The organism is Stenotrophomonas sp. JAI102 (assembly GCF_013409105.1).
Taxonomy (GTDB): Bacteria; Pseudomonadota; Gammaproteobacteria; order Xanthomonadales; family Xanthomonadaceae; genus Stenotrophomonas; species Stenotrophomonas maltophilia_AA.
Genome location: NZ_JACCCI010000001.1, coordinates 1,331,865 through 1,351,666, shown reverse-complemented (window position 1 = coordinate 1,351,666; position 19,802 = coordinate 1,331,865). Strand labels below are relative to the sequence as shown.

The 19,802-nt window shown below is 67.0% G+C and carries 20 protein-coding genes; 15 read left to right on the top strand and 5 right to left on the bottom strand.

Annotation, left to right across the window (positions count from 1 at the left end; translation table 11 throughout):
- Positions 1–287 precede the first annotated feature (287 nt).
- The 6 genes from rsmD to HDC96_RS06210 all read left to right on the top strand — a co-directional run bounded on the left by rsmD (position 288) and on the right by HDC96_RS06210 (position 5,073).
- Positions 288–890 carry a 16S rRNA (guanine(966)-N(2))-methyltransferase RsmD gene (gene rsmD, locus HDC96_RS06235; protein ID WP_179459202.1) on the top strand — a complete coding sequence of 201 codons (603 nt, stop codon included), beginning with the start codon at positions 288–290 and terminating at the stop codon, positions 888–890.
- A gap of 7 nt (positions 891–897) precedes the next feature.
- Positions 898–1,407 (top strand): pantetheine-phosphate adenylyltransferase, encoded by a 510-nt coding sequence (gene coaD, locus HDC96_RS06230; protein ID WP_019183241.1) that lies wholly within the window; start codon positions 898–900, stop codon positions 1,405–1,407.
- Between the two features lie 47 nt (positions 1,408–1,454).
- On the top strand, positions 1,455–1,946 hold the full coding sequence (locus tag HDC96_RS06225; RefSeq protein ID WP_179459201.1) for a hypothetical protein: 492 nt from the start codon (positions 1,455–1,457) through the stop codon (positions 1,944–1,946).
- Between the two features lie 125 nt (positions 1,947–2,071).
- Positions 2,072–2,356, top strand: coding sequence for a YfhL family 4Fe-4S dicluster ferredoxin (locus HDC96_RS06220; protein WP_019183239.1), 285 nt, complete (start codon positions 2,072–2,074; stop codon positions 2,354–2,356).
- A complete protein-coding gene (gene ggt / locus HDC96_RS06215; protein ID WP_179459200.1) occupies positions 2,353–4,089 on the top strand; it encodes a gamma-glutamyltransferase in 1,737 nt (578 codons plus the stop codon). Before HDC96_RS06220 ends, ggt begins: the two co-directional genes overlap by 4 nt.
- 96 nt (positions 4,090–4,185) lie before the next feature.
- Positions 4,186–5,073 carry an MBL fold metallo-hydrolase gene (locus HDC96_RS06210; protein WP_179459199.1) on the top strand — a complete coding sequence of 296 codons (888 nt, stop codon included), beginning with the start codon at positions 4,186–4,188 and terminating at the stop codon, positions 5,071–5,073.
- A gap of 141 nt (positions 5,074–5,214) precedes the next feature.
- Here HDC96_RS06210 and upp read toward each other — a convergent pair whose 3' ends face one another.
- Positions 5,215–5,850 (bottom strand): uracil phosphoribosyltransferase, encoded by a 636-nt coding sequence (gene upp / locus HDC96_RS06205; RefSeq protein WP_179459198.1) that lies wholly within the window; start codon positions 5,848–5,850, stop codon positions 5,215–5,217.
- Between the two features lie 162 nt (positions 5,851–6,012).
- Here upp and HDC96_RS06200 point away from each other — a divergent pair, with 162 nt between their 5' ends.
- From HDC96_RS06200 to HDC96_RS06180, 5 genes are all read left to right on the top strand, one after another.
- Positions 6,013–8,583 carry a TonB-dependent receptor gene (locus tag HDC96_RS06200; protein ID WP_179459197.1) on the top strand — a complete coding sequence of 857 codons (2,571 nt, stop codon included), beginning with the start codon at positions 6,013–6,015 and terminating at the stop codon, positions 8,581–8,583.
- On the top strand, positions 8,583–9,701 hold the full coding sequence (locus tag HDC96_RS06195) for a phytase (protein ID WP_179459196.1): 1,119 nt from the start codon (positions 8,583–8,585) through the stop codon (positions 9,699–9,701). The genes HDC96_RS06200 and HDC96_RS06195 overlap by 1 nt, the downstream gene beginning before the upstream one ends.
- A gap of 32 nt (positions 9,702–9,733) precedes the next feature.
- Positions 9,734–11,083, top strand: coding sequence for a metallophosphoesterase family protein (locus tag HDC96_RS06190; RefSeq protein ID WP_179459633.1), 1,350 nt, complete (start codon positions 9,734–9,736; stop codon positions 11,081–11,083).
- Between the two features lie 49 nt (positions 11,084–11,132).
- Entirely contained in the window at positions 11,133–11,768 is a 636-nt protein-coding gene (locus HDC96_RS06185; RefSeq protein WP_179459195.1) for an inorganic diphosphatase, read from the top strand.
- A 127-nt stretch (positions 11,769–11,895) separates the two neighbouring features.
- On the top strand, positions 11,896–12,135 hold the full coding sequence (locus tag HDC96_RS06180) for a hypothetical protein (RefSeq protein WP_179459194.1): 240 nt from the start codon (positions 11,896–11,898) through the stop codon (positions 12,133–12,135).
- 13 nt (positions 12,136–12,148) lie between these two features.
- On the opposite strand, the gene HDC96_RS06175 is transcribed toward HDC96_RS06180, so the two are convergent.
- The 3 genes from HDC96_RS06175 to HDC96_RS06165 all read right to left on the bottom strand — a co-directional run bounded on the left by HDC96_RS06175 (position 12,149) and on the right by HDC96_RS06165 (position 13,670).
- Positions 12,149–12,475, bottom strand: coding sequence for a tetratricopeptide repeat protein (locus HDC96_RS06175; protein WP_179459193.1), 327 nt, complete (start codon positions 12,473–12,475; stop codon positions 12,149–12,151).
- Between the two features lie 11 nt (positions 12,476–12,486).
- The gene (locus HDC96_RS06170; protein ID WP_179459192.1) at positions 12,487–12,978 is read right to left on the bottom strand and encodes a flavin reductase family protein; all 492 of its coding nucleotides are present in this window, start codon (positions 12,976–12,978) and stop codon (positions 12,487–12,489) included.
- 62 nt (positions 12,979–13,040) lie between these two features.
- Positions 13,041–13,670: a superoxide dismutase gene (locus HDC96_RS06165; RefSeq protein ID WP_179459191.1), complete on the bottom strand. Its 630-nt coding sequence runs from the start codon at positions 13,668–13,670 to the stop codon at positions 13,041–13,043.
- A gap of 168 nt (positions 13,671–13,838) precedes the next feature.
- Between HDC96_RS06165 and HDC96_RS06160 the strand changes: the two genes are divergently transcribed.
- Together HDC96_RS06160 and HDC96_RS06155 are read left to right on the top strand one after the other, a co-directional pair.
- Complete coding sequence (locus HDC96_RS06160; protein ID WP_179459190.1) at positions 13,839–15,254, top strand: deoxyribodipyrimidine photo-lyase; 1,416 nt, start codon at positions 13,839–13,841, stop codon at positions 15,252–15,254.
- A gap of 151 nt (positions 15,255–15,405) precedes the next feature.
- Entirely contained in the window at positions 15,406–16,101 is a 696-nt protein-coding gene (locus HDC96_RS06155) for an OmpA family protein (RefSeq protein ID WP_176989714.1), read from the top strand.
- 214 nt (positions 16,102–16,315) lie between these two features.
- Here the strand turns inward: HDC96_RS06155 and HDC96_RS06150 are convergent, their stop codons facing one another.
- Positions 16,316–17,338, bottom strand: a complete 1,023-nt coding sequence (locus tag HDC96_RS06150; protein ID WP_179459189.1) for a LysR family transcriptional regulator — start codon at positions 17,336–17,338, stop codon at positions 16,316–16,318.
- A gap of 367 nt (positions 17,339–17,705) precedes the next feature.
- Here HDC96_RS06150 and HDC96_RS06145 point away from each other — a divergent pair, with 367 nt between their 5' ends.
- The gene (locus HDC96_RS06145) at positions 17,706–18,479 is read left to right on the top strand and encodes an SDR family oxidoreductase (protein WP_179459188.1); all 774 of its coding nucleotides are present in this window, start codon (positions 17,706–17,708) and stop codon (positions 18,477–18,479) included.
- 91 nt (positions 18,480–18,570) lie between these two features.
- Positions 18,571–19,785 (top strand): efflux RND transporter periplasmic adaptor subunit, encoded by a 1,215-nt coding sequence (locus HDC96_RS06140; RefSeq protein ID WP_179459187.1) that lies wholly within the window; start codon positions 18,571–18,573, stop codon positions 19,783–19,785.
- Positions 19,786–19,802: the final 17 nt, after the last annotated feature.

The following is a 19,802-nucleotide window of genomic DNA, read 5'->3' as shown; positions in this document are numbered from 1 at the left end:
GAGGCGTTGCGACGCAGCCATGCGTACTGGCCAAGTTTCGAGCGACGAGGGCGCTCAGGATTTGCGGAATAGTAGATTGATGTATGAATGCGACGGTCCTCGCCCATCCATACAGAGGTGCGGGTCCAAGATCTATCGGTGAGATCGCCCCGTGTCGCGTTTGGTCCATGAAGCGCACTCGCCCGGTACCACCGATTAGAATATTGGACCGCCTTCCCCCCAGACCTTCGTGCCATGACCCGTTTCCCTCCGTTTCACGCGTCGACCCACTCAACCAAGAGCCACGCATGAAGTCGCGTCAGCCGGCGGCCGCAATGGGCCAGGTTCGGATCATCGGGGGCAGGTGGCGCAATACGAAGCTGCCGGTACCGCTGTCGCCCGGGCTGCGGCCCAGCAGTGACCGGGTGCGGGAGACGCTGTTCAACTGGCTGACGCCGCGCCTGGGCGGGGCGCGGGTGCTGGATCTGTTCGCCGGGAGCGGGGCGCTGGGGCTGGAGGCGGTGTCGCGGGGGGCGGCGCAGGCGACGCTGGTCGAGCGCGATGCGGCATTGTCCCGGCAGTTGCGCGAGTCGATCGCCAGGCTGGGGGCGCAGGACCAGATCACGGTGGTCCAGGCCGATGCGCTGCAGTGGCTGCGGCAGCCGGCCGGGCCGCTGGCGGATATCGCGTTCGTCGATCCGCCGTTTGCCGATGGGCTGTGGGAGGCGGTGATCGCCGGGCTGCCGTCGCATCTGGCCGCCGACGCCTGGCTGTACGTGGAATCCCCGGCCGATCTCACGCTCCGGATCCCCGCCGGATGGCTGCTGCACCGCGAGGGGGGCACCCGGGAGGTCCGTTTTGCCCTGTATCGGCGCGCCACTGCTACACTTTCACCAGACCAACACGCGTAGCTGACGTATGACCGTGGCCAACCGCCGCATTGCCGTGTACCCGGGCACCTTCGATCCGATCACCAACGGTCACATCGATCTGGTGAACCGCGCTGCGCCCCTGTTCGAGAAGGTGGTGGTGGGCGTGGCGCAGAGTCCGTCCAAGGGGCCGACGCTGCCGCTGGAGCTGCGTGTCCAGCTGGCCCGCGATGCGCTGGGCCACAACCGCAACGTGGAAGTGCGTGGTTTCGATACCCTGCTGGCGCATTTCGTGCGCTCGGTGCAGGGCGGGGTGCTGCTGCGCGGCCTGCGCGCGGTGTCCGATTTCGAATATGAATTCCAGATGGCGAGCATGAACCGTCATCTGATCCCGGAGGTCGAGACGCTGTTCCTGACCCCGGCCGAGCAGCACAGCTTCATTTCGTCTTCGCTGGTCCGCGAGATCGCCCGCCTGGGCGGCGACGTGTCCGGCTTTGTGCCGTCCGCCGTGCTTGAGGCGCTGCGCAAGGTCCGTGAAGCGAAGTCGGGCCAAGCGTAGTACCTGTCAGACCCATACATACCAAGAATCACCAAGGGAGGAATTCCATGAACAACACCATGCGTGCCATGTTGATCGCGTCGTTCGCGCTGGCCTTCACCGCCTGCAAGAAGGAAGAGGCCGCACCGGTCGTCGAAGCCCAGCAGGCGCTGGTCGCCCCGGCTGCCGATGACGATGCCGGCTGGAAGAAGTACCTGCAGGCCGTGGCCGTGCAGAACATGGGCAACATCAGCAACAGCCCGTACCTGTACTACCTCTCGCCGGAATCGGATCCGGAATTCGCCGCCAAGTATGAGCGTCAGGTCGAAAGCGCCACCCAGGCCGTCGCCCGTGGCGTGCAGCCGGGCAACATGCTGGCCTTCGGTTCCTCGGCCTCGGCCAAGATGGCCGACATGATCCAGGCCGTGTTCAAGGACGTCTCGCCGGACTCGATGAAGGGTGTGCGCGTGGTCTTCATCGGCCAGGCCGCCGACAACGCCCGCGTCCAGTCGATCATCCAGCCGACCGGCGCCGAGTACATCTTCGTCGAAGCCAAGTAACCCGTGCAGTGGCGGCCGCGCCTCGTGCGCGGCCCGGGTGGCGCCCGCAGGGGCGTCACCGATGACCGGCCCGCGCGCCCGCGTGGGCCGGTTCTCATCCGCCGGCGCGGGCGTGGAGTAACGCCATGTCGCTGAAAATCAATGAGCTCTGCGTCAATTGCGACGTCTGTGAGCCGGCCTGCCCCAATCAGGCCATCTCGATGGGTGAAACCATCTACGTGATCGATCCGGCCCGCTGCACCGAGTGCGTGGGGCATTTCGACGAACCCCAGTGCGTGGTCGTCTGCCCGGTCGAATGCATCGATCCCGATCCGGACATTCCGGAAACCCAGGACGCCCTGCTCGCCAAGCTGCGCGGGCTGCAGCGCGATCATCCCGAATTGTATGTCACGGAGTTTCTGCCGAAATGAGAACGCTGTCGCGTCGTTGGTTGCTGCTCGTCCTGCTGGTTGCGCCGAGTGCCTGGGCTGGCGGGTCCGCGCAGGCGGTCCTGGCCAAACATCCGGATGGCGTGGCCGTCGCCAGTGGTCACCATCTGGCGACCGAAGCCGGCATGGACATCCTGGCCAAGGGCGGCAACGCATTCGATGCGGCGGTGGCGGTCTCCGCCACGCTGGCGGTGGTCGAGCCGATCAGCTCGGGCCTCGGCGGCGGCGGCTTCTTCCTGCTGCACGATGCCGCCACCGGCAAGGACGTGATGCTGGATGCGCGCGAAACCGCGCCGCAATCCGCGACCCCGGCCGCCTTCCTGGACAAGAAGGGCGAGCTGGACCGCGACCGTTCGGTCAACGGTGCGTGGTCGGCCGGCATCCCGGGCCTGCCGGCAGCGCTGGTCGAACTGTCCTCCAAACACGGCAAGCTGCCGCTGAAGACCTCGCTGGAACCGGCGATGCGCATCGCGCGCGAGGGCTTCCCGGTGTATGCGCGCATGTCCAGGGGCTATCAGTCCCGGCGCGCGGTGATGCAGCGCTATCCCGGCACGCGCGAGGTATACGAGCGCAACGGCAGGCCGATCGCCGAGGGCGACCTGTTCCGCCAGCCGGAACTGGCGCGGACCCTGGAGCGCCTGGCCGACCAGGGCTTTGACGGGTTCTACCGCGGCGAGACCGGCACGCTGTTGCTCAAGGGCGTCAAGCAGGCCGGTGGCCACTGGACCGCCGAGGAGCTGGCCGGCTACCGGGTCAAGCTGCGCGAGCCGATCGCCTTCAAGTACCGCGACTGGACCATCACCACCGCCTCGCCGCCGTCCTCCGGTGGCATCGCGCTGGCCGCCATGCTGCAGATCCTGGAAGGCTGGGACCTGAAGGCGATGGACCAGGCGCACCGCACCCATCTGGTGGTGGAAGCGATGCGCCGCGCCTACCGCGACCGCACCTTCTTCCTCGGTGACCCGGACTTCGTCGATATCCCGCAGAAGGTGCTGACCAGCAAGGACTACGCCCAGGGCCTGCGTGCCACCATCCACCCGGAGAAGGCCACCCCGAGTGATCTGCTGTCGGGCAACCCGACCCCGCTGGAAGATGACGAGACCACGCATTTCTCGATCATCGACCGCGAAGGCAACCGCGTCGGTGCGACCCAGACCGTGAACCTGCTGTACGGCTCGGGCCTGATTCCGTCGGGTACCGGCGTGCTGCTGAACAACGAAATGGACGATTTCGCGCTGAAGCCGGGCACGCCCAACGCTTTCGGTGTGATGGGCTATGCGGCCAACGCACCCAAGCCCGGCAAGCGCATGCTCAGCTCGATGACGCCGACCTTCATGGAGTCCGCCGACAAGGTCGTGGTGCTCGGTACGCCCGGTGGCAGCCGCATCATCACCATGGTGCTGCTCGGCATCCTCGGCTACGACGACGGCCTGACCGCCCAGCAGGTCGCCGCGCTGCCGCGCTACCACCACCAGTGGCTGCCGGACCTGATCGAGGCCGAAGACGGCACCTTCGATGCGGATACCATCAAGCAGCTGCAGGCGATGGGCCACAAGATCGATCTGCCCGGCGACAGCGCCGCCGGGGGCCGGGGTTCCAGCCACGTCTGGGGCAACCTGCAGACCGTGGAATGGGACCGCCGCAGCAACGTGCTCAGCGGTGGCAGCGATCCGCGCAACCCGGTGGGCAGCGCCAAGGTCAGCCAAGCCCACTGATTGCGTGCGGAAACGAAAAACCCCGTCCCAGTGGCGGGGTTTTTTCATGGGCGACGGCTAGCGAATATTTAACGGTCGCGCGACGATAATTTGCGGATGAAACTATGGTCCATCCGCGGTAACTCGCAGAAACTCGACGGCGGCGCAATGTTCGGCAATGCGCCGCGCGCAGTCTGGGAAAAATGGGCGGTGCCGGACGATCTCAACCGGATCGAACTGGCCTGCCGCGCGCTGCTGGCCAGCCCGCTGGCCGGCAAGACCGTGCTGTTTGAAACCGGCATCGGTGCCTTCTTCGAGCCGAAACTGCGGGACCGTTACGGCGTGCAGGAACCCAGCCACGTGCTGATCGAATCGCTGCGCGAGGCGGGTTTCGAGCACGAAGACATCGACGTGGTGGTGCTGAGCCATCTGCACTTCGACCACGCCGGCGGCCTGCTGGCGCCGTGGAGCGAGGGCCGCTCGCCCGAGCTGCTGTTCCCGAATGCGACCTTCCTGGTCGGGGCCGAGCACTGGGCCCGCGCGCTGCATCCGCATCCACGCGACCGCGCCAGTTTCATTCCGGAACTGCCCGGCCTGCTGGAGGCGAGCGGTCGGCTGGAAATCGTCGATGGTCCGCACTCGAAGACCTTGGGCGACAGCGTGCGTTTCAGCTTCAGCGACGGGCATACGCCGGGCCTGATGCTGGCCGAGATCATCGGGCCGGAGACCGTGGAGGGTCAGCCGCGAGGCGGCGTGGTGTTCTGTGCGGACCTGATCCCGGGCCGCTCATGGGTGCACGTCCCGATCACCATGGGCTACGACCGCAACGCCGAGCTGCTGATCGACGAGAAGCGCAGCTTCCTGGAAGACAAGCTTGCCCGCAACGTCCATCTGTTCTTCACCCATGACCCGCACTGCGCGTTGGCGCAGGTGTCACGCGATGAGAAGGGCCGCTTCGGCACCGTGCACGAACAGGGCGAACTGAAGGCCCGCGCGCTGGCGTAACGCCTGCGGTTGGCGCGGCCGCGCAACCACACCGGAAGGTGCCGACCGTGGGTCGGCACGGCACCCTCGACGCATCCCGGACATGGCTACTCCATGTGAAGTACCGGCGGCCGGTGGCGGCCGCCGCTGCAGACGCCCGGGTCAACCGACCACACGGGTCCCGAAAATGCGGTCGCCGGCATCGCCCAGGCCCGGCAGGATGTAGCCCTTCTCGTTGAGCTGGGCGTCGATCGCGGCGGTGAAGATCTCCACGTCCGGGTGCACGGCCTGCACCGCAGCGATGCCTTCCGGTGCGGCGACCAGGAAGATGCCCTTGATGCGGCGGGCACCGGCGCGCTTGAGCATGTCGATGGTGGCGATCAGGGTGCCGCCGGTGGCCAGCATCGGGTCCAGGATCAGCGCATCGCGCTCTTCCAGGCGGCCGGTCAGGCGCTCGAAGTAGGGCACCGGCTGCAGGGTTTCCTCATCGCGCTGCAGGCCGACCACGCTCACGCGCGCGGCCGGGATCAGCGAGAGCACGCCGCTGAGCATGCCCAGGCCGGCGCGCAGGATCGGCACCACGGTGATCTTGGCCCCGGCGATGCGCTGCACTGTCACCGGCCCGGCCCAGCCGGCCATGGTGTGGGCCTCGGTGTCCAGATCGGCGGTGGCCTCATAGGCCAGCAGCTCACCGAGTTCATTGGCCAGCTCGCGGAAGTCCTTGGTGCTCAGGGACGCATCGCGCATCAGGCCGATCTTGTGCTGCACCAGCGGATGGCGCACTTCGACGATTTTCATGGGGGAAGACTGCAAAGGAGAGGCCGATAGTGTGCCGCAACACCCCACCGAAGCCAAAAGCCGACGCCGCCACCGACCGCCCCCGATGTCCCCGGTGTCATCCCCATGCAACTTCCCGGACATACCGTGCTGACCCATTCTTTACACAGATTGGGGAATGCAGTGCAGAAGAAGCGTCCGTTGGGCCTGGCGATCAGCCTTTCGTTGCTGGCGGTGATCACCCCGTCGGCCCATGCCGCCGACACCCCCGATGGCAGCACGGTGGCCGGCAGCGCCGCCGCCGGGGCCGCCGCCATCGACCTGGACCGCGTCGAGGTCCGCCCGCAGCTGGAGTCGCAGACCCGTGCGGTCGACCTCAAGCGCAGCAGCGATGCGATCGAAGATGCGGTGTCCTCCGATGCCATGGGCGTCTATCCGGACAAGAACGTGGCCGAATCGCTGCAGCGCCTGCCGGGCGTCAGCGTCACCCGTGACCAGGGCGAGGGGCGCTTCGTGGTCATCCGCGGCCTGGATGCCAACCTCAACAGCGTCAGTGTCGACGGCATCGCCATCGGCACCCCGGAAGATTCTAGCCGTGCGGCGCCGCTGGATGTGATTCCTTCCGATTCGACCGAGCGCCTGCGCGTGGTCAAATCGCCGACCCCGGACATGCCCGGCGACGCGATCGGCGGTGCGATCCTGGTCGAGTCCGCCTCGGCATTCGACCGCGAAGGCCGCAACCTGCGCGGCAAGATCGAAGCCAGCCACCAGCAGCTCTCCGGCAACACCAGCCCGAAGGCGGCGATCAATTACAGCGAAGTGTTCGCCGATACGTTCGGCGTCGCGCTGGGCGTGAACTACCAGAACCGCAAGTTCGAATCGGACAACACCGAAGTGGAGTACGGCGAATTCGACGGTGGTGCGGAGGACGACCTGTTCGCCAACAGCCTGCAGCAGCGCAAGTACGAGATCGAACGCAAGCGCATCGGCGCCAACCTCAATCTCGACTGGCGTCCGGATGAAGACAACCGTTATTACCTGCGCACGCTGTACAGCCAGTTCGATGATGCAGAAACCCGCCAGCGCACGATCTTCAACTTCGGCGATGGCGAGGTCACCGCGCTGGGCAACAACCAGTACCGCGTCGAGGACCTGCCGGCCGATGCGATCCAGAAGCGGATGCGTTACCGCACCAAGAAGGAAAATACCTTCACCACCAGTGCCGGTGGCGAGAACCGCCTCACCAACGCAGTGATCGATTACAAGGTCGGCTACACCCGCACCGAAGAGCGCGTCAACGATGAGATGGAGGCGCGCTTCGAGTACAACGGCGACGACCTCGGCGCCAGCGTCGATCAGAACAGCGGCATCCCGCGCTACACACTGACCAGTGCACAGTGGATGGATAACGGCAACTACGATTTCGACCGCTTCGTGCTCTCGCCGAAGCAGGTCAACGACAGCGAGCGCAGTGCGCAGATCAACGTGCGCTTCGATGGGGATTCCTCCAGCGTCAAGTTCGGCCTGCTCGGCCGCTGGCGCGACCGCGACGTCAATGTCGACGAGCGCGAACTGCGCGTCGGCCCGGACGTGGCGCTGTCGGACTGGACCGCCGCCACCCCCGATCACCGTGGCGGCAGCCTCGGCCAGGGGATGAGCTCGGATGCCATGCGCCGCTACTGGGCCCAGCATGGCGGCCAGTACAGCGCCCGTCCGCAGGACGCCGGTGGCAACGCGCTGACCTCGCTGGAAGAGGACTACACCGCCAGTGAAGACATCTTCGCCAGCTATGCAATGGGCACCTGGGATGTCGGCGCGCTGCGCATCATCGGCGGCGTGCGCGTGGAGAACACCCAGTTCAGTGCGACCGGCAACAGCGTCGAGGTGGCCAGCAACGGGCGCAGCTTCACGGTGACTCCGCTGAGCGTGAGCCGCAGCTATACCAACGTGCTGCCCGGCCTGCACCTGCGTTACGACGCCGGCGATGACTGGGTGCTGCGCGCGGCCGCGAACAAGACCGTCTCGCGCCCGTCGTTCGGCGATGTGGCGCCGCGCGTCGGCCTGAGCCGGGGCGACGAGGAAGTCCGGATCGGCAATCCACAGCTGGATCCGTACGAATCGAAGAACATCGATCTGTCGCTCGAGAAGTACCTCGGCAGCACCGGCATCGTCTCGCTGGGCGTGTTCCACAAGTCGATCGATGGCTATATCGTCAACACGGTGAGCAACACGGATCCCGCGTACCCGGACTTCAAGGTCACCCGTGTGATCAACGGCAACAAGGCCACGGTCAAGGGCGCCGAATTCAACTGGCAGCAGCAGCTCGCCTTCCTGCCGACGGGCTGGGATGGCCTGCTGGTCGGTGCCAGCGGCACCTGGCTGGACACCGATTTCGATCCCGGCGTGGCCGGCCGCGAGCGCGACGATTTCATGCTGCCGCGCGCCTCCAAACATGTGTACAGCGCACACCTGGGCTATGAAAAGGCCGGGTTCAGCACCCGCGTGGCTGCGGTCTACCGCAGCGAGTACCTGGATTCGCTGGGCGACAGCCGCGCCTACGATATCTACGTGGCGCCCAATACCCAGCTCGATTTCAGCCTGGACTACAAGTTCACCGCCAACGTGAGCCTCTATTTCGAAGCCCAGAACCTGCTCGACAAGCCGCTGGAGCTCTACCAGGGCGTGCGCTCGCGCACCCTGCAGAACGAAGAATATGGCCGCACCTACGCCCTCGGCCTGAAGGTGGCCCTGTGATGCGCGCCGCCCCTTGCCTGAGCCTGCTCGCGCTGGCGCTGTTGACCGCCTGCACGCCGGCAGCGACGCCGGACGCTGCGGCACCCGCCGCGCCGACGACTGCGGCCGAGGCCTCCGCCGCACGCGATGTCGCCACGGTCGCCGAGGCGTTCCTGACCCCGATGACCCCGGACGACAACATCGACTCGCCGGCCAGCTGGACCACGCCCGAGGGCCAGGTCTGGTTGATCGCGACCGCCAAGGCCACCGACAAGCTGGTGGTCTACGACGGGCAGACCGGCGCGAAGCTGCGTGACGTCGGCAGCCTCGGCACCGCCCCCGGCCAGTTCGATCGCCCGAACGGCATCGCCGTGGTCGATGACCTCGTGCTGATCGTGGAGCGCGACAACCACCGCGTGCAGGTACTGCAGCTGCCGGACTTCACACCCCTGGGTGTGTTCGCCGCCGACGACCTGCGCAAGCCCTACGGCCTGTGGGTGAACAAGCAGGGCAGCGGCTACGACGTGTACGTGACCGATTCCTACGACGCGGGCGAAGACGCGCAGGGCAACGACGTGCTGCCGCCGCTGGCCGAACTGGACAAGCGCGTGCGCCGTTACGCGCTCACCGTGCAGGACGGCAAGGCGCAGGCCACGCTCACCGCCAGCATCGGTGACACCACCGAAGCGGGTGCGCTGCGCGTGGTCGAATCGATCTGGGGTGACCCGGCCAACGACCGCCTGCTGATCGCCGAAGAAGACGAAACCTACGCCAGCGAGTTCAAGGTCTACACGCTGGAAGGCCGTTTCAGCGGCACCACCTTCGGACGCGATGCGTTCCAGGCCCAGGCCGAAGGCGTGATGCTGCGGACCTGTGGCAAGGATGGCTGGTGGATCACCACCGAGCAGGGCAAGCAGCGCAGCGTATTCCACCTGTTCGACCGGCACAGCCTGAAACATGTCGGCGCGTTCCAGGGCAATACGGTGGCCAACACCGACGGCATCTGGTCGATGCAGGCGCCGTCCGCGCGTTTCCCGCATGGCGCGCTGTACGCGGTGCACGATGACCAGGGCGTGGTGGCCTTCGACTGGGCGAGCATCGCCACGCAGTTGTCGCTGCCGCTGGAGTGTGGCGCGTGAGCCGCGTTCCTGCCGCCCTGACCGCGCTGGCGATGGCGCTGCTGCTGTGCAGCGGCAGTGCCGTGGCGAAGAAAGGGACGGAGAACGGTGCCGAGCCGAACACCCAAGTTCCTGTGGGCAACCGCCATTACGCAGCGACTGGCTTCCCGGATCGATTGGTCGCCTCGCCGGCGCAGGACGCCGCGCGCGGCTTCTCGGTCGCCTGGCGTACCGACACCTCGGTGAAGGCGCCCGTGCTGGAATGGGTCGTGGCCGGCGACTCACCGGATGTCGGCACGCCGACCCGCATCACCGCGACCACCCAGGCGCTGACCACTGAACTCGGCGCGTCCCATCATCACCGTGCCGACGTGACCGGCCTGCAGCCGGACACCCTGTACCTGTGGCGCGTGCAGGGCCAGAACACCTGGAGTGCCTGGAACCAGCTGCGCACGGCTGGGCGTGCCGATCAGCCGCTCACGCTGCTGTATTTCGGTGACACCCAGAACAAGAACCTCAGCCACGTCTCCCGGGTCCTGCGGGCCGGCATCAAGGCGGCCCCGGACGCGCGTCTGAGCCTGTTCGCTGGTGACCTGGTCAGTGGCGGTGACGGGCAGGATGACAGCGAGTGGGGCGAGTGGTTCGCCGCCGCCGGCTGGTTGCCGCAGGAGACCGCGGTCGCCCCGGCGATCGGCAACCACGAGTACTTCGAGGAGTTCGAAGACACGCCGCAGGAGCGCCGCGTGCTCGGCCGCCACTGGCCGGTGACGTTCGCGTTGCCGCGCAACGGCGTGGACGCCGCCGACACCAGTACCTACTGGTTCGACTACCAGGGCGTGCGCATCGCCGTGCTCGACGGCACCTCCGCGCTCGATCTGGGCACGGCCAGGGCGCAGGCCGCCTGGCTGGACACGGTGCTGGCCGCCAATCCACACCCGTGGAGCATCGTGCTGCTGCACCAGCCGTTCTATTCCCCGCGCGAGGGCCGCGAGAACACCGAACTGCGCGATGTGCTGCTGCCGGTGGTGCGCCGCCACCAGGTCGATCTGGTCCTGCAGGGCCACGACCACACCTACGGCCGCCGTGGCGAAGGGCAGGGCGCGACGCCGCAGTTCGTGGTCACCGTCGCCGGGCCGAAGCAGTACCGGCTCTCCGACGAGGCCCGGACCACCATGGCGCCGGTCGGCGAGGACACGCAGCTGTTCCAGGTATTGAAGATCGATCCGACGCATCTGCGCTACGAGGCGCGCACTGTCACCGGCCGCCTGTACGACGGCTTCGAGTTGACACGCGCTGCCGATGGCCGCAAACAGAAGGCCGAACTGACGCAGGGACGTATCGCCCCCCGTGACTGCACGCGCGCCCAGACCCTCAAGGGCCGCGCCGACCGTTGCTGGGAATGACCGACCGGCCGGGCCACTGCGGTGCGCCCGGCCTTCCGTGGAGATCGAGATGACGCATCGCCGTTCCATCGCGCGGGCCGTGTTGGCCACCTCGCTGCTGCTGCTCGCCGGTGCCGGCGTGGCTGGCAATGCAGTCCTGCACCCGTTCCTCGCCGCCCAGCCGAAGAGCGCGCCGGACGAAGTGCATCTGGCCGTGGAGATCCCGGCCGGCAGCTTCACCAAGTACGAGATCAAGGAAGACGGCCTGGTCCATGTGGACCGCTTCCAGTCGATGCCGGTGGCATACCCGGCCAACTACGGCTCGATGCCGCGCACCCTGGCCGGCGACAACGATCCGCTGGACGCACTGGTGTTGACCCGTGAGCCGCTGCATCCCGGCGTGATCGTGCGGTTCCGTCCGATCGGCTACCTGAAGATGGTCGATGACGGCGAGCAGGATGAAAAGGTCATCGGCGTGCCGACCGACAAGATCGACCCCACCTACGCCAACATCCGCGATCTGGACGATCTGCCGCTGATCGAACGGCAGCGCATCGAAGCCTTCTTCCGCGTCTACAAGGACCTGCCGGCCGGCCGCAATCCGGTCCAACTCAACGGCTGGGGCAATGCCGCCGAGGCCAAGGCGCTGATCCGGGCTTCGATGCAGCGCTTCGACGCGCAGCAGCGGCGGGCGAAGGGCGATTGATCGTTCGGGCTGTCGGACCAGGCGGTGGTCCAACAGCTTCCGCGCGGCCGGTGACGTCCGCTATGCTCGGTATCGGTCGTCTGCGCATCGCCGATGACCGGCCTTTCAAGGGACGGGGCGACGGCACATGGAAGAGGAGATCAAGCGCGGCGTACTGACCGTGATCCACTGGATCGTGGTCGTTTTCATCGTACAGATCCTGGTGTTCGGCATTGGTCGCCTGACGTTGTTCGCCTTCAGCGGGGGCCGCTTCGGGAAGGACGATTGGACGGCCGCGCATCAGAACTGGAGCTATTTCACTGGCTTCGGGCTGATCGCCTTGGTGTGGACCCTGATCGCGCTCCATAACAACGGTCTGCTCTGGTAGCCATCGCAGGCCATCAGGCCGGGCCGGCGCTGGCCTTCTGCAGCCGCCGCAGGAACACGGCCATCTCCTTCACCGCCTGCTTGTCGCCGTTGGTCTCGGCGACAGAACGGCCTTGTTGCCATGCCTGTGCCGCCGCGTCCGGATCGCCGACCGCCAGATGGGCTTTACCCAGCCATTTCCAGCCTGCCGAGTACTGTGGATCCTGTGCGACACAGCGCTGCAGATGGATGACCGCTTCCGCGGTGTCACCCGCGTCGAGCAGGGCCTTGCCCAGCCCGAAGCGAAGCAGGGCGCTGTCGCGACCCCGGTCGAGAAGACGTTGCAGTGCGGGGATATCCATTCGATGCGGACTCAGGCAGCGGTGACGCGGGCGTAGCGCCCACGGTGGAAGGCAAGGGTGTCGCCGGGGGCGGTCTCCAGCTGCATGACCCGGCCGATGATCAGCACGTGGTCACCGGCCGGCACCGTTTGTTCGATAACGCAGACCAGGTTCCCCACTGCATCGCGCACCAGCGGCACCCCGCTGGCATGGTCGGTCATCGCGCCGGGCAACGCCACCCGCCGCAGCTTCCCATCGGCGAAATGCCGCGCCAACGCAATCTGCTGCGCCGCGAGGATGCTGATCGAGAAGGGCTTCCCGACGCCGTACACCGGCAGGTCCGGCGAGTGGCTGGACAGACTCCACAGCATCAGGGGTGGGTCGAGCGACACCGATGCGAACGAGTTGATCGTCATTGCGATCAGACGGCCGTCGTCCGCGCGTGATGCGACGATGGCCACCCCGGTCGGGTATTGGCCGAACGCATGGCGCAGCGCGCCCGGGGACAGGGACGGGTCCAGCATTGCAGCCTCGGACGGCGTGGCGGAGGGCTGCGTGCCGAGGCCCAGTGCAGGACCCGTGTCCATCAACGGCCGCCGGCGGCCTGGTAACGGCGCGCGACTTCGGCCCAGTCGATCAGCTCGAAGAACGCGGCGATGTAGTCCGGGCGGCGGTTCTGGTAGTTCAGGTAGTAAGCGTGCTCCCACACATCCAGCCCCAGGATCGGCGTGCCACCGGAGAGACCCGCGAAGTCGCCCATCAACGGGTTGTCCTGGTTCGGGCTGCTCTCCACCAGAAGCTTGCCGTCGTGGCTCAACGTCAACCACGCCCAGCCACTGCCGAAGCGGGTCTGCGCGGCCTTGGTGAAGGCCTCCTTGAACGCGGCGTAGCCGCCGAGATCGCGCTCGATCGCCTGGGCCACGGCGCCTTCCGGCGTGCCGCCGCTGGCGGTCAGCACTGTCCAGAACAGGCTGTGGTTGGCATGCCCGCCGCCGTTGTTGCGGACGACATTGCGCACACCTTCGGGCAGCGACCCGATATCGGCGATCAGCGCGTCGATGTCGGTGCCCTCGATCCCGGCATCGGTGAGGGCGGCATTGAGATTGGTGACGTAGGCCTGGTGGTGCCTGGCATGATGGATTTCCATCGTGCGTGCATCGAAGTGCGGTTCGAGTGCGTCGTAAGCGTAGGGCAGGGCGGGGAGGGTGTAGGCCATGTGCATCTCCAGAAGGGAGGCGGGAGGGAGGACGCCACGATAGAACCTCAAGCATGATTGAGGTCAAGCACGGCGATGTGGAACAGTGCGGGCCATCCACGCGTGATCGCTGCCTGTCCTTCACCTGCACTGGCTATCATTGCCTCTCGAATCTTCCGGGGTAGTCTCGTGTCGGTAGCGTTGGTGTGGTTTCGCCGTGACCTGCGGTTGCAGGACAACCCGGCCCTGCAGGCCGCCCTGGAGGCCGGCCACGTGCCGGTGCCGGTCTACATCCATGCGCCACACGAAGAAGGCGATTGGGCGCCCGGTGGCGCGTCCAATACGTGGTTGCATCGCTCGCTGTCAGCCCTCGACGCTGACCTCCGTGCGCGCGGCTCTTCGCTGGTGCTGCGCCAGGGCGACAGTCAGTCGCAGCTCCAGGCGCTGATCGAGCAGACCGGTGCGGTGGCGGTCTACTGGAACCGCAAGTACGAACCGGCCACCCAGCCGCGCGATGCGAAGATCAAGCGGGCGCTGCGCGAGCAGGGCATCGAGGCCGAAAGCCACAACGGCAGCCTGATGTTCGAGCCATGGGACGTGGCAACCCAGCAGGGCGGGCCGTACAAAGTGTTCACCCCGTTCTGGCGGAATGCGCTGACCCGCCTCCAGCTGCCGGCGCCGAGCGGTGTCCCGGACCGGTTCCCCGGGCACAGCGCGAGCGGCGGGACGCTGGAGTCCCTGGGCCTGGCGCCGGCGATCACATGGGACCGGCAGTTCTGGGCGCATTGGCAGCCAGGTGAAGCCGGCGCCCACGAGGCGCTGACGGTCTTCATCGACGGTGCCCTCAACGGCTATCGCGAGCAACGTGATCTGCCCGACCGGGTCGGCACCTCGCTGCTGTCGCCGCACCTGCATTTCGGCGAGATCGCCCCGTGGCAGATCGTCCGCCGCCTGCAGGGCGAGCGCAGTGCCAGCCGGGATGCCGACATCGACGGCTACATCCGCGAGCTGGGCTGGCGCGAGTTTTCGTATCACCTGCTGCATCACTTCCCGCAGACGCCGGATCACAACCTCAACCCGCGCTTCGATCAGTTCCAATGGGCCAAGCCCGATGCGGACGCGCTGCGTGCATGGCAGCAGGGTCGCACCGGCGTTCCGATCGTCGACGCGGGCCTGCGTGAGCTGTGGGCCACCGGTTACATGCACAACCGCGTGCGCATGATCGTCGCCAGCTACCTGTGCAAGCACATGCGCCAGCACTGGCGCGAAGGCGCGCGCTGGTTCTGGGACACGCTGGTCGATGCGGACCTGGCCAACAACACGATGGGCTGGCAGTGGGTTGCCGGCACTGGGGCGGACGCGGCGCCGTACTTCCGGATATTCAACCCGGTGACGCAGTCGCAGAAGTTCGACCCGCGGGCGCGTTACATCACGCGGTGGGTGCCTGAGCTGGCCCCATTGCCGGTCAAGGCGCGCTTTGCTCCCTGGCAGTCACCGGAGCTGCTGGCCGCGTGCGCGCCAGGCTATCCGGCCTTGCCGCTGGTGGATCTGTCCGAAGGCCGGGATGCCGCCTTGGCCGCGTATCGCCACACCGGCGGAGCGTGACCCGCACCCCGGATCCAGCGCCGCCGCCGTAAACGATTACCTGAACAGGGAGCTGCCGAGCGTGCCATTCATCATGCCGGCATCGCGTTGGGCTGTTTATGCTCTTCACGGCCCGCACGCCGGCGCCGTCCGGTAACCAAGGAGAAACCTCATGATTCGACCCGCAACCCGCAACGTGGCCCTGGCCCTGATGACTGCTGCCGCCCTGACGGCCTGCGCCACCGGTGGCTCCTACGTGCAGAGTGACCAGTACGGCAATCCCGTCGAGCAGCAGAACCGCACCGGCCGCAACGCCCTGATCGGTACCGCCGTCGGCGTCGCCGCGGGCCTGCTCAGCGGCAACAGCGCCACCGAACGCCGCCAGCACGCCATGATCGGTGCCGGTATCGGCGCACTGAGCGGCGCGGCCGTCGGCCAGTACCAGGACCGCCAGGAGCGCGCCCTGCGCGAGCGCACCGCCAACACCGGTATCGACGTCTCCCGCAATGGCGACAACCTCGTGCTGAACCTGCCGGACGGCATCACCTTCGACTTCGGCAAGTCCACGCTGAAGCCGCAGTTCTACGGGTCGCTCAACGGCGTGGCGAGCACGCTGGCCGAATACAACCAGACGATGATCGAAGTGGTCGGTCATACCGACAGCATTGGCAGCGATGCGGTGAACAACCGCCTGTCCAAGGAACGCGCCGACTCGGTCGCCGCTTACTTGGCCGGCCAGGGCGTGCAGCGCGCCCGCATCGAAACCCTGGGGGCCGGCAAGGCCTACCCGATCGCCGACAACAACACCGATGCCGGCCGTGCGCAGAACCGCCGCGTCGAGATCCGTGTGATTCCGTTGCAACAATAACGCGTCGCGTTATTGCTGCAACGTTCGCGCCGCAGGCGGGAACAGAATGCCGCCCTCGCAGGCGGCATTCTTGTGGGTACCGGCCGCTGGCCGGTACACCCGGAACAACTCCATCCGCTCGCACACCCACACAACCGCACCGCCCAAACGACAACGCCGCCCAAGGGCGGCGTTGTCGTTCATACGGCACTACGCTGATGAAGCATCGCCAGCATCACCCCGCGGTCACCGTCTCCAGAATCCGCTTCCCTGCCGACTGCAGCTCCGTTTCCGCTTGGGTCTGCTGCTGCTTGGCCAGCTTCGCAGCCGGGCACTGGGCGAGCATGTAGTTGGCGTCGAAGTTCATCTTCTCGACCAGGAAATCCACGAACGCGCGCACCTTCGGCGAGACCAGCCGGCCGCCGGCGAACACCGCGTTGAAGTCCACTTCCGGGCCGGTCCAGCCGGCCAGCACGCGACGCACCATGCCCGATTCGACGAAGGGCTTGGCCATCACGTCACCGGTCAGCAGCAGGCCTTCGCCGCACACCAGTGCGCCGTTCAATGCGGACGGATCATTGGCGACCAGCAGCGGATTGACCGGGAAATCGAGCAGCTCGCCGCCGTTCTCGCCCAGCTGCCAGAAGAAACGGTTGTTGTTGAGGTTGCGTGCCTTGCGCATCGCCAGGATGCGGTGGAACTGCAGCTCATCCGGATGCAGCGGCTCACCGTAGCGCTCGATGTAGGCCGGGCTGGCGAATACCTGCGTGCGCAGGCTGCCGAGTTTGCGCGCCACCAGGTTGGAGTCGGGCAGGGTGCCCACGCGCAGCGCCAGATCCGCTTCACCGGCGATCAGGTCGAGCTTCTCGTTGCCCAGGTGCATGTCCAGCTGGATTTCCGGGTATTGCGCGTGGAACTGGCCGAGCAGCGGCGCGATCCAGGTGATGCCGATCGAATACGGCACGGTGAAGCGCAGCCAGCCGCGCGGGCCGGACTGCAGCTGGTTGACCGCACCTTCGGCTTCTTCCAGTTCGCGCGCGATGCGCTGGCAGTGCTCGTGATAGACCGAGCCGGCCTCGGTGAGGCCGAGGCGGCGGGTGGTCCGGTGCAGCAGGCGTGCGCCGAGCCGCGTTTCCAGTTCCTGCACTTTGCGGCTCACCGTCGTCTTGGGGAGCCCCAGTGCAGTGGCGGCGGCGATGAAACTGCCTTGCTCGACCACTTTGACGAAGATCAGCGTGTCGTTGAGATCGTGGGCCATGACGGGATCCAAAGTCGGGGGAGGGGAAGAGTGTCGCAGATGATTGTGCCGGGCACGGGATGATTATTCCCCTAAATCCGGACTAATCAAGGGGGAGTTTGAGGACTAATCTGGCGCCATTCCAGATATGAAGGACGACAACCATGTGGTTGCGGAACATTCTTGGCCGCCTGCGTAGCGGCCCCAACGCCCCGCTGGACCTCGCGATGACCGTGGAGCCCCGCCTGGGTTCCTTGTCCCGCAAGGCGTTCCGGGAATTCACCCCGCCTGCCAACATGCAGCGCGGTGGCAGCCTTCGCCTGGGTGCCCGTGGCAACGACCGACTGGGTCGAATTGGGATTATCCCGGCGACGGGAGTGAAAGTCCCATGAATGGGACATTGGCCCCCGAGGTGCTGGTGCTCGGTGGCACCGGCAGCGTGGGCCAGGGCATCGTGGCCGCTTTGCTGGAGGCCGGCAGCCCGGTCCTGGTGGTCGGCCGCGATCCCACGCGGCTGGCCGCGCTGCAGGAGCAGTTCGCCGATGAGCCCGGGCTGGAAGTCCTGCTTGGCTCGTTGGGCGATGACGGCTCTGCGCGCACCGTGGCCGAGCGCATCGGCGGGCGTCGCCGTGCGCTGGCGGCCGTGGTCGATGCCATGGGCGGCCCGTACAACCGCGGGCGGGTGACCGACCGCAGTGGTGATGCACTGTTGCACGCGCTGCAGGCCGACGTGATGCCGCACGTGCATGCGGGGCGGCATCTGCTGCCGCTGCTGCGCGGTGGCGGCCAGGCGCGGCGCTACGTGCTGGTCGGCGGCCCGGCCGGTTTCAAGCCGTGGGCCGGGCATGGGGAATCCTCCATCACCATGTCCGCCACGCGCATGTACGCGCAGGTGCTGCACCAGGAGGCACAGGCCCTCGGTGTGCGCGCGCAGATGCTGGAAGTGTGCGATCCGGTGTGTACCCCGGCGAATGCGGCCAAGGCCTGCATCGAATGGCCGAGCGCGCTGCTGGTCGGCCGTCGCGTGGTCTCGCTGCTGGACAACTGCACCGACAACCGCGCGATCGTGCGCTGCGACGCGCGCGATGCCGAGTTGCCGCGCGGGCTGCTGCATCTGGATCGCCCCCCTCCGATGTCGCGCAACACGGCCGGCACCGCTTGACCTCTACCAAGGTTCAGGTCCCAGGCTACGCCCCCCACGTCGCCCCACGTTTTCGATTCTGTATCACCACCCCTACGTACGGATGCATGACATGACTTCCAACTCCTCCCCGCATCGTTTCACCCGACGGCTGGCCATGGCCGGCGTCTCGATCCTCGCCGCCGCGGTGCTGACCGCCTGCAGTGGCAGTCACGCTGAAGAAGCCGGCATGCCGCCGCCGCCGTCGGTCAGCGCCGCCCCGGTGCTGGTCAAGCAGGTCAGTCAGTGGGACGACTTCAGTGGCCGCGTCGAAGCGGTCGAAAGCGTTGAACTGCGCCCGCGCGTCTCCGGCTACATCGACAAGGTCAACTATGTCGAAGGCCAGGAGGTCAAGAAGGGCGACGTGCTGTTCACCATCGACGCACGCAGCTATCGCGCCGAGCTGGACCGCGCCACCGCCGAGCTCAACCGCGCGCGCACCCAGGCCCAGGTGAGCCGCAGCGAAGCCGACCGTGCCCGCCGCCTGTCCGAGCAGCAGGCGATCTCCACCGAGACCTGGGAGCAGCGCCGCGCGGTGTCCGAACAGGCACTGGCGCAGGTCCAGGCCGCGCAGGCGGCGGTGGATGCGGCGCGGTTGAACATGGAGTTCACCCAGGTGCGCGCCCCGATCAACGGCCGTGCCGGCCGCGCGATGGTGACCGCCGGCAACCTGGTGACCGCCGGCGACAGTGCCAGCGTGCTGACCACGCTGGTCTCGCTGGACAAGGTGCATGTGTACTTCGATGCCGATGAAGGGACCTTCCTGCGCTACGCCCAGATGGCCCGCAAGGGTGAACGCCCGAGCGAGCGTGACAGCGAACTGCCGGTGAAGGTCGGCCTGTCCGGCGAGACCGGCTACCCGCATGAAGGCAAGGTCGACTTCCTGGACAACCAGGTCACCCGCAGCACCGGCACCATCCGGGTCCGCGCGCTGCTGGACAACGCCGACCGCGCCTTCACCCCGGGCCTGTTCGCGCGCGTGCAGCTGCTCGGCAGCGGCCAGTTCCAGGCCATGCTGATCGATGACAAGGCCGTGCTGACCGACCAGGACCGCAAGTTCGTCTACGTGGTCGACAAGGACAACAAGGCACAGCGCCGTGATATCGAACTCGGCCGCACCGCCGACGGCCTGCGCATCGTCGAGCAGGGCCTGAAGGCCGGTGACCGCGTGATCATCGACGGCGTGCAGAAAGTCTTCATGCCGGGCATGCCGGTCCAGGCCAAGGCCGTCGCGATGCAGCCGGCCGGCGGCACCGTTGCGCCGAAAGCCACCGCCGCTCTGAACTGATCTTCCCTCGCTGATGC